General features: G+C 36.9%; 6 protein-coding genes. 4 read left to right on the top strand and 2 right to left on the bottom strand.

Going from position 1 to position 8,263, the window contains the following annotated elements:
* Positions 1-172 precede the first annotated feature (172 nt).
* Both FHL05_RS11900 and plsY read right to left on the bottom strand, forming a co-directional pair.
* A complete protein-coding gene (locus FHL05_RS11900; protein WP_192917966.1) occupies positions 173-634 on the bottom strand; it encodes a hypothetical protein in 462 nt (153 codons plus the stop codon).
* 141 nt (positions 635-775) lie between these two features.
* On the bottom strand, positions 776-1,396 hold the full coding sequence (gene plsY / locus FHL05_RS11895; protein ID WP_153386586.1) for a glycerol-3-phosphate 1-O-acyltransferase PlsY: 621 nt from the start codon (positions 1,394-1,396) through the stop codon (positions 776-778).
* Between the two features lie 209 nt (positions 1,397-1,605).
* On the opposite strand from plsY, the gene parE reads away from it, so the two are divergent.
* From parE to FHL05_RS11875, 4 genes are all read left to right on the top strand, one after another.
* Positions 1,606-3,606 carry a DNA topoisomerase IV subunit B gene (gene parE, locus FHL05_RS11890; RefSeq protein WP_153386588.1) on the top strand — a complete coding sequence of 667 codons (2,001 nt, stop codon included), beginning with the start codon at positions 1,606-1,608 and terminating at the stop codon, positions 3,604-3,606.
* 10 nt (positions 3,607-3,616) lie between these two features.
* Positions 3,617-6,061, top strand: coding sequence for a DNA topoisomerase IV subunit A (gene parC / locus FHL05_RS11885; protein ID WP_162000303.1), 2,445 nt, complete (start codon positions 3,617-3,619; stop codon positions 6,059-6,061).
* A 94-nt stretch (positions 6,062-6,155) separates the two neighbouring features.
* Positions 6,156-7,112 carry a LysR family transcriptional regulator gene (locus FHL05_RS11880; RefSeq protein WP_420360970.1) on the top strand — a complete coding sequence of 319 codons (957 nt, stop codon included), beginning with the start codon at positions 6,156-6,158 and terminating at the stop codon, positions 7,110-7,112.
* Between the two features lie 24 nt (positions 7,113-7,136).
* Complete coding sequence (locus FHL05_RS11875) at positions 7,137-8,072, top strand: manganese-dependent inorganic pyrophosphatase (RefSeq protein ID WP_153522801.1); 936 nt, start codon at positions 7,137-7,139, stop codon at positions 8,070-8,072.
* The last annotated feature ends 191 nt before the right edge of the window (positions 8,073-8,263 follow it).

Here is an 8,263-nt window from a genome sequence, read left to right as displayed (position 1 = left end):
ACATCTAAAGGGCATGAATGGTGTCCTTTTTTGGTGTTCTTAAATGGTTATTACTAATAAATGGTATACAAAAATAAAGTTGATGGCAAAATACCTATCAACTTTATTTATCGTACAGCCAATAAAAGAGCCATAATATCCTTTAAATAGGTATTATGGCTCTTTTAGCGTTCTAATGGCGATGCATTGCTCGATACTGTGCTCGTGAAGGGTAATGGCTCGATTGATTTTGCATGGAAAAATTATTTTGTTGCGAAGTATTTTGAACCTTTTTTTGAATCGATTTATTTTTAATCACATGCCAAATTAAAAATCCAAATCCGATTAAGAATCCCAATATGATCCAGACTATCAAATCGCCAAAAAGTTTGTTAGCGTTAAAAATGGCGATAAATCCAAACAATCCTAAGATTATTGCATTGGCAATGTCTCCTCCTAAGCCTTGTTTGCTTTGGGTGGCTAAGTAAACAATTCCTGAGACCATATAAGCAATTGCCATTAAAATACCAGCACTGCCGCTAGTTGCGCCTTTATCAGCAAAGGCGTTGAGAATGCCGGCGGCCATACCTTGAAAACCAATGATAAAAGACAAGACAATCATCAAAATTCCAACTACCAGTTTAGTTGTTTTCATAATAAATCCTCCCAAGATATTTAATTGTCCGTGATTCATTGAAAGTAAGTATGTTGAATAGTAATCGCATACATTCTAACACCAAAAACATTTCCTTAAGTTAAAAAAAGACTGAGAATTTCTTCTCAGCCTTTTAATTGGTTATTTACTTTTTTCACGTTGTTGCTTTTTGTATCGTAATCCAATCGGAACTAAATTTTCTTGACCTTTAAGTAGGCGCTTGATGTTAGGAATATGGCGGAAATAAACGATGATAGTAACAATAACAGCGACGGTCGTCAAAATCCAGTCATGCAAAAAGAGACTAGCAATGGCAAAAAATAAGACGGTCGTTAAACTGGCAACGCTGACCATACTAGTTGTATAGACGATGGCTGCTAAAAAGATAAAACAGAGGGTAAATAAAAGTGGATTGTAGGCTAAAAGAATCCCAGCACTAGTAGCGACCGCTTTGCCACCTCTGAATTTCAAGAAAATTGAATAGCAGTGTCCAATTACGGCACAGATGCCGACAAATAAGACCCAATGCCGATCCAAATTAAAGAAGACTGGCATCAAGGCGCCTAAAGTTCCTTTTAAGATATCGATAATCAAAACAACAGTCCCGGCAAATTTTCCGAAGACTCGGTAAGCATTTGTAGTTCCAACATTACCGCTGCCGTAATCAAAAATATTTTTATGGAAAAAAGTTTTTCCGACAAGATAAGCGGTTGGAAATGACCCAATTAGATAGGCCAAAATTGCACAAATGAGAAGTTTCATTAAAAAATCACTCTCTCAGCTTTATTTTTTGGTATATTGTAACTCTATGGTGTTTTAAATAAAATTATAAATACCAACCTAGACATTATCCACTATTTCGGGGAAAAATAAAAGATTTCTCTTGAATACGAACACATATTCGTATATCGTGAATAGTGTTATAATACTAGAATATTGAATTAGCATTAAATGAAAAAGGAATGATATAAATGCCAAAGTCATCTTATGATGATTCGTCGATTCAAATCCTTGAAGGATTAGAAGCCGTACGGAAAAGACCTGGTATGTACATTGGGTCCACTGATACACGCGGACTACATCACTTGGTCTATGAAATTGTTGATAACGCAGTTGATGAGGCCTTATCCGGTTTTGGTAAGGAAATCAATGTGACAATCAACAAAGATAGCAGCGTTACTGTAGTTGACCACGGACGTGGGATGCCAACAGGGATGCATGCTTCTGGAAAACCAACGATTGAGGTTATTTTGACAGTGCTGCACGCTGGAGGTAAGTTCTCTGAGAACAGCTATAAAACTTCCGGTGGATTGCACGGTGTTGGTTCATCAGTTGTTAACGCTTTGTCTGAATGGATGACAGTTCGTGTTGTTCGTGATCACAAAGTTTATCAAGAACGCTTTGAAAATGGTGGTCATCCAGTTGGGACTCTTAAAAAGACGGGTTCCACAAAAGAGGGCAGCGGAACAACGATTAGTTTCAAGCCCGACGCCTCAATTTTCCAAACAATTAAATTTAATTACGACACATTAGCAGAAAGACTTAGAGAATCAGCCTTTTTGCTCAAGGGTGTTAAATTCACTATTACGGATAAACGTGGTGAAGAAGTTCGCGAGGATGTTTTCCATTACGAAGATGGAATCCAATCTTTTGTTAAGTATCTCAACGAAGGAAAAGATACTCTCGGTGGAATCTTTTATATCGAAGGTACCAATTCTGAAATCGAAATTGAATTTTCTGGTCAATACAATGACGGTTATTCCGAAAACATTATTTCATTCGTCAACAATGTTCGGACTGCTGATGGTGGGACGCATGAAGCCGGAATGAAGTCAGGTTTGACAAAGGCTTTCAATGATTACGCTCGAAAGGTCGGCTTGTTAAAAGAAAATAGCAAGAACCTTGAAGGTAGCGATGTTCGTGAAGGCTTGTCAGCAATTATCTCTGTTCGTATTCCTGAAGAGATTTTACAATTCGAAGGTCAAACTAAAGGAAAACTGGGAACTCCACAAGCACGTGGTGCAGTTGACCAATTAGTTTATGAACAAATGAGTTTTTACTTGATGGAAAATGGCGAGCAGGCTCAGACATTAGTTAAAAAAGCCTTAAGAGCTCGTGAAGCTCGAAATGCAGCCAGAAAAGCTCGTGAGAGTACTCGTAATGGCAAGAAGAGCAAAAAGGGCGATGGTTTATTATCTGGTAAGCTGACGCCTGCTCAATCGAAGAATGCTGCTAAAAACGAATTGTTCCTAGTCGAAGGTGATTCTGCTGGTGGTTCTGCTAAGCAGGGACGTGATCGCAAGTTCCAAGCTATTTTGCCATTACGTGGAAAAGTCTTGAATACTCAAAAGGCTAAACTTGAAGATATTTATAAAAACGAAGAAATCAATACCATGATCTACACAATTGGTGCAGGCGTTGGAGCAGATTTCAAATTGGAAGATCGTAATTACGATAAAATTATTATTATGACCGATGCCGATGATGATGGTTCCCATATTCAAATTTTACTTTTGACTTTCTTTTATCGTTATATGAGACCGCTAGTTGAGGCAGGACATGTTTATATTGCCCTATCGCCACTTTACAAATTGCAAAAGGGTAAAGGTGCTAAAACAAAGATCGAATATGCTTGGACTCCTGATGAGTTGCAAGAAGCTATCGATAAAATGGGCAAAGGTTATGAATTGCAACGATTCAAAGGACTTGGTGAAATGAATGCTGACCAACTTTGGAAGACAACTATGGATCCAAAGAATCGTATCTTAATCAGAGTTAACATTGATGATGCTGCCTTAGCAGAACGTCGTGTAACTACATTAATGGGCGATAAGGTAAAACCAAGGCGTGATTGGATTGAAAGCAATGTTCGTTTCAACGGTACCGAAGAAGGAGACCATATCTTGGAAAACGTTGAAGAGACTGATCCAATCGATAAAAAAATCGTTGACGATTTATTGAATAAGGAATAGGTGATAAATAGTGACTGAAAATTCTCCTAAAATTCAAGATATCTCGCTCGAAAAAATCATGGGAGATCGATTTGCGAGATATTCAAAATCAATTATTCAAGAAAGAGCTTTACCTGATATTCGTGACGGTTTAAAACCGGTTCAGCGAAGAATTCTGTATTCGATGTTTCTTGATGGCAATACTTATGACAAGGGTTTTCGTAAATCTGCGAAGGGTGTCGGAAATGTCATGGGTAACTTTCACCCTCATGGTGATTCGTCTATTTATGAGGCAATGGTTCGACTATCTCAAGATTGGAAATTACGTGAACCGCTAATTGAAATGCACGGTAACAATGGTTCAATGGATGGCGATCCACCAGCTGCGATGCGTTATACTGAAGCTCGTTTGAGCAAGATTTCGGCGGAAATGTTGCGTGATATCAATAAAGATACAGTTGACGAAGAGTGGAATTTCGATGACACGCAAAAAGAACCTAAGGTTCTTCCTGCTAGATTTCCTAATCTTTTGGTCAACGGTGCAACTGGTATTTCAGCGGGTTATGCAACGGAGATTCCACCACACAACTTGACTGAAGTTATCGATGCAACTATCAAAATGATTGAAAAACCGGATATTACCTTAGACGAATTAATGCAAATCGTTAAAGGGCCAGATTTCCCAACCGGCGGTATCTTGCAAGGTAAATCAGGTATCAGGGATGCTTATAAGACTGGACGAGGTAAAGTTTACTTACGTTCCAAGACTTCTATCGAAGAATTGCGTGGTCATAAATCACAAATTGTGATTACCGAGATACCTTATGAAGTGAACAAAGCCCAGTTAGTCAAGAAAATGGATGAAGTTAGAGTCTTAAAGAAAGTCGATGGCATTGCAGAAGTTCGTGATGAAAGTGACCGTCAAGGTTTGTCGATCGTAGTTGAATTAAAGCGTGATGTCGATGCTAATGGTATTTTAAATTACTTGTTTAAAAATACTGATTTACAAGTTTCTTATAACTTTAACATGGTTGCCATTGCTGACATGCGTCCTCAGCAGGTCGGTTTGGTTCAAATCCTGAAGGAATACCTGGAACATCAAAAAGACGTCGTCTTACGTCGCAGCGAGTTCGATCGGACTAAAGCTAAGAAGCGTTTGCACATCGTTGAAGGCTTAATCAAGGCCCTTTCGATTCTTGATAAGGTAATTAAGACTATTCGTAGCAGTAAGAATAAATCTGATGCTAAGAATAATTTGATTAAAAATTATCAATTCAGCGACGAACAAGCTGAGGCTATTGTTTCATTGCAGTTATATCGTTTAACTAATACCGATGTAACTGACTTGGAAAAAGAAGATAAAGAATTAAAACAACAAATTAAAAAACTTGATAAAATTATTAGTGACCCTAAGACTTTAATGTCAGTTATTAAAAAAGAATTGCTAGAAGTTCGTAAGAATTATGGCGATAGTCGTCGTACTAAGATTGAAGATAAGGTTTCAGAGATTGAAGTCGATACAAGCGTCTTAGTTGCCAGTGAGGATGTTCGTTTATTGGTCAGCCATGACGGCTATGTTAAACGCAGCAGTCTTCGTTCTTATCAAGCATCGACTGCGGATGATAATGGCTTAAAAGATGCCGATTATCCAATTGCAGATGAAAATGTCAATACCTTAGATCATGTCTTTATCTTTACCGATAAAGGAAATCTGATTTATCGACAAGTCTTTGAAATTGAAGATAGTCGTTGGAAAGATACTGGATCTCATTTGTCGCAAGTAATCGGCTTAGATAGCGATGAATCGATTTTAAGGACCTTTGTCTTTAAAGATTTAAAAGAGACTGGTAATTTCTTGATTGGTACGAGTGAAAATTATGTTAAGCAAGTTTCTTTCAAAGATTTGTTGCCAGGTCGGACTTATAAATCTCGAGCTTCAAAATATGCCAAATTAAAGACTGATGGGGCTCGAGTCTTAGATGTTTACTATGTTGAACCTGATTCTTTAGATTTGATTTATGTCTTTACCAAAAATTCATACGCTTCAGCCTTTCCTGTCAGCGAAGTACCAGAAGTCAGTGGCAAGGCTATTGGCGTTAAATTCGTCAGTCTAAAAGATGATGATGAATTAGCTGGTTATTTCTTGAGCCAAGATGAAAATGAGAAGATAGTTATTTTGACGCAACGTGGTTCATACAAACAGATGAAATTGTCAGAAATTCCGGTAACTAGTCGAGCTCGTCGTGGAGTTTTGACCTTGCGTGAATTGAAACGTCAGCCACATCGAATTTGTTTAGTAACGAATCTTTTGAATCAAGAGGAAATTTCAATTGTGACTGATTCTAATAACGAAATTAAAATTGATCGAGCAAGTCACCAAAGTACTGATCGATATTCAAATGGATCATTTGTTATGGATCCGAAGAGCGATGGCGAACCAATCAGATTTGTGAAAAAAATTGCTGAAAAGAAGTAATATCAACAGCATAGTTTAACTTTATATAGTATGATTATCTTATTGAATATATTAATTTTTACTTTCACAAATACTTAGGAGGATTCTTTTATTGCTGGACGAAAAATCGAGAAGAGTCTTTAGTTCCAAAGCATTGAATTACTTTGATGAATTGACTAAAAATATGAGTTACACGAAGACAGCACAATTGCTGGGGATTACTCAACCAGCTTTGACGCAACAAATCAAAAAAATTGAAAAAGTCGTGGGAGCACCATTGTTTTACAGCGTTGGCAAAAAGATTTATTTGACCGATGCTGGGACGTCGCTTTTAAAAACGACCCATCAGATTTTTGATCTGATCAATGGCGTCACTGACCAAATTCAACAAGAGTCATCGGAAAAAACTGGTACAATAAGTATTGGTTTATTATCGACGGCTGAGTCGATGGTCATTGAAGATTTTATTGTTGAATATAATCGAATCAATCCAAATGTCATCATTGATTTGAATCTTTTGACGAGAAAAGAACTCTGGGACAATATTCAAAATAATCAAATTGATTTAGCAATTATGTATTTACCTGATAAGAATATTAAGAGTTGGAAAATTTATAAGTCGAAGAAGATTTTCAGTGATAATATTATGTTGATTCATGGCGATGAAAAACTTAACAAGAAAAAATCTGTCCGTTATAAGGATGCCATCGCTAAACCTTGGGCAACTTATTTGGAGACATATTACTTTGCAGAATTGTTGAGAGAGAGATTCAGGGATGCTTTAGTAGATGACCCTAAGGTCATTGCTAGATTTTCATCCCCTTATCAACTCTTGAAGTTTGCTCAAGAATCAGACGATGTTTATACGATTTTACCGTTAAGCTTTTGCATTGCTCATCAAGAGATGTTTAAACTTTATCAAACACCACTTGAACCAGCCATATCAAGTGATTTATCATTTGTATATCGAGAAGATAAAGAAAAGATACCACGGATTCAAGAATTCTTGACAGAATGGGATAATTTCTTAAATGAGATGAGTTATATCGATCGTCTCAAATCTTCAAGATAAATTATATAAAGGGGTATAGTACACATGCCAAAGGAAAAAGAATTAGTTTTTGGACACAAAAATCCTGATACAGATGCTGTTTCAGCAGCAGTTGCTTATTCATATTTGCAAAATCAATTAGGTTATAACACTGAAGCTGTTGCTTTAGGCGAACCAAACTTGGAAACAAAGTTTGTTTATAACCACTTTGATGCTAAATATCCACGTATCATCTCAGCCATCAATGGTGAAGTTAAGAAAGTTATGCTCGTTGATCACAACGAAAAACAACAAAGCGTTCCTGATATTGACGATGTTCAAATCACACACGTTGTAGATCACCACAGAATCGCTAACTTTGAAACAAAATTGCCATTGTACTATCGTGCTGAACCACTTGGTTGTGTAAGTACAATTATTTGGAAGATGTACAACGAAAACGATGTTGAAGTACCTGCTAAAATTGCTGCTTTGATGGCTTCATCAATCATTTCTGATACATTGTTGTTGAAATCACCTACAACTACTGACGAAGATAAAGCTGCCTTGAAGAGCCTTGCAAAGACTGCTGGCATCGATTATGAAACATATGGTTTGGAAATGCTTAAAGCCGGTACAAACCTAGACAGCAAATCAACACAAGAATTGATCGATATGGATGCCAAGAGTTTTGACATGAATGGCAACAGTGTACGTATTGCTCAAGTAAATACAGTTGATATCAATGATACTTTGAAACGCGAAAGTGATTTCGTTAAAGATATTAAAGCTGAAAGCGACAAGCAAGGCTATAACTTGTTCGTGCTTTTGATTACTAACATTTTGACAAGCGATACAACAGGTATCATCATTGGTGATGACAGTGCTGTTAAGACTTTTGAAGCTGCTTTGAATACTAAGGTCGAAGATAATAAAGCTTCATTGCCAGGTGTCGTTTCACGTAAAAAGCAAGTTGTTCCTCCATTGGACGCAAAATTTTAATTTAATTATTATTTGAATCAAACTATTGAGAAATAGTCAAAAATAAATTATATAGTTTAAAAAGTGGCTGTTCGTCAAATTAAGTTGATGGCAGTTTACATAAGCAGTTAGATCATAATTGGTCTAGCTGTTTTTTATTTGGCTGACGAGCTTGCTCGGAGCCAAAAAATTTGAAGATTGATACGCTTAAT

It is taken from the genome of Companilactobacillus halodurans (assembly GCF_009600995.1).
In the GTDB taxonomy this organism is placed as follows: Bacteria; Bacillota; Bacilli; order Lactobacillales; family Lactobacillaceae; genus Companilactobacillus; species Companilactobacillus halodurans.
This window is presented reverse-complemented; position numbering and strand designations above follow the sequence as displayed.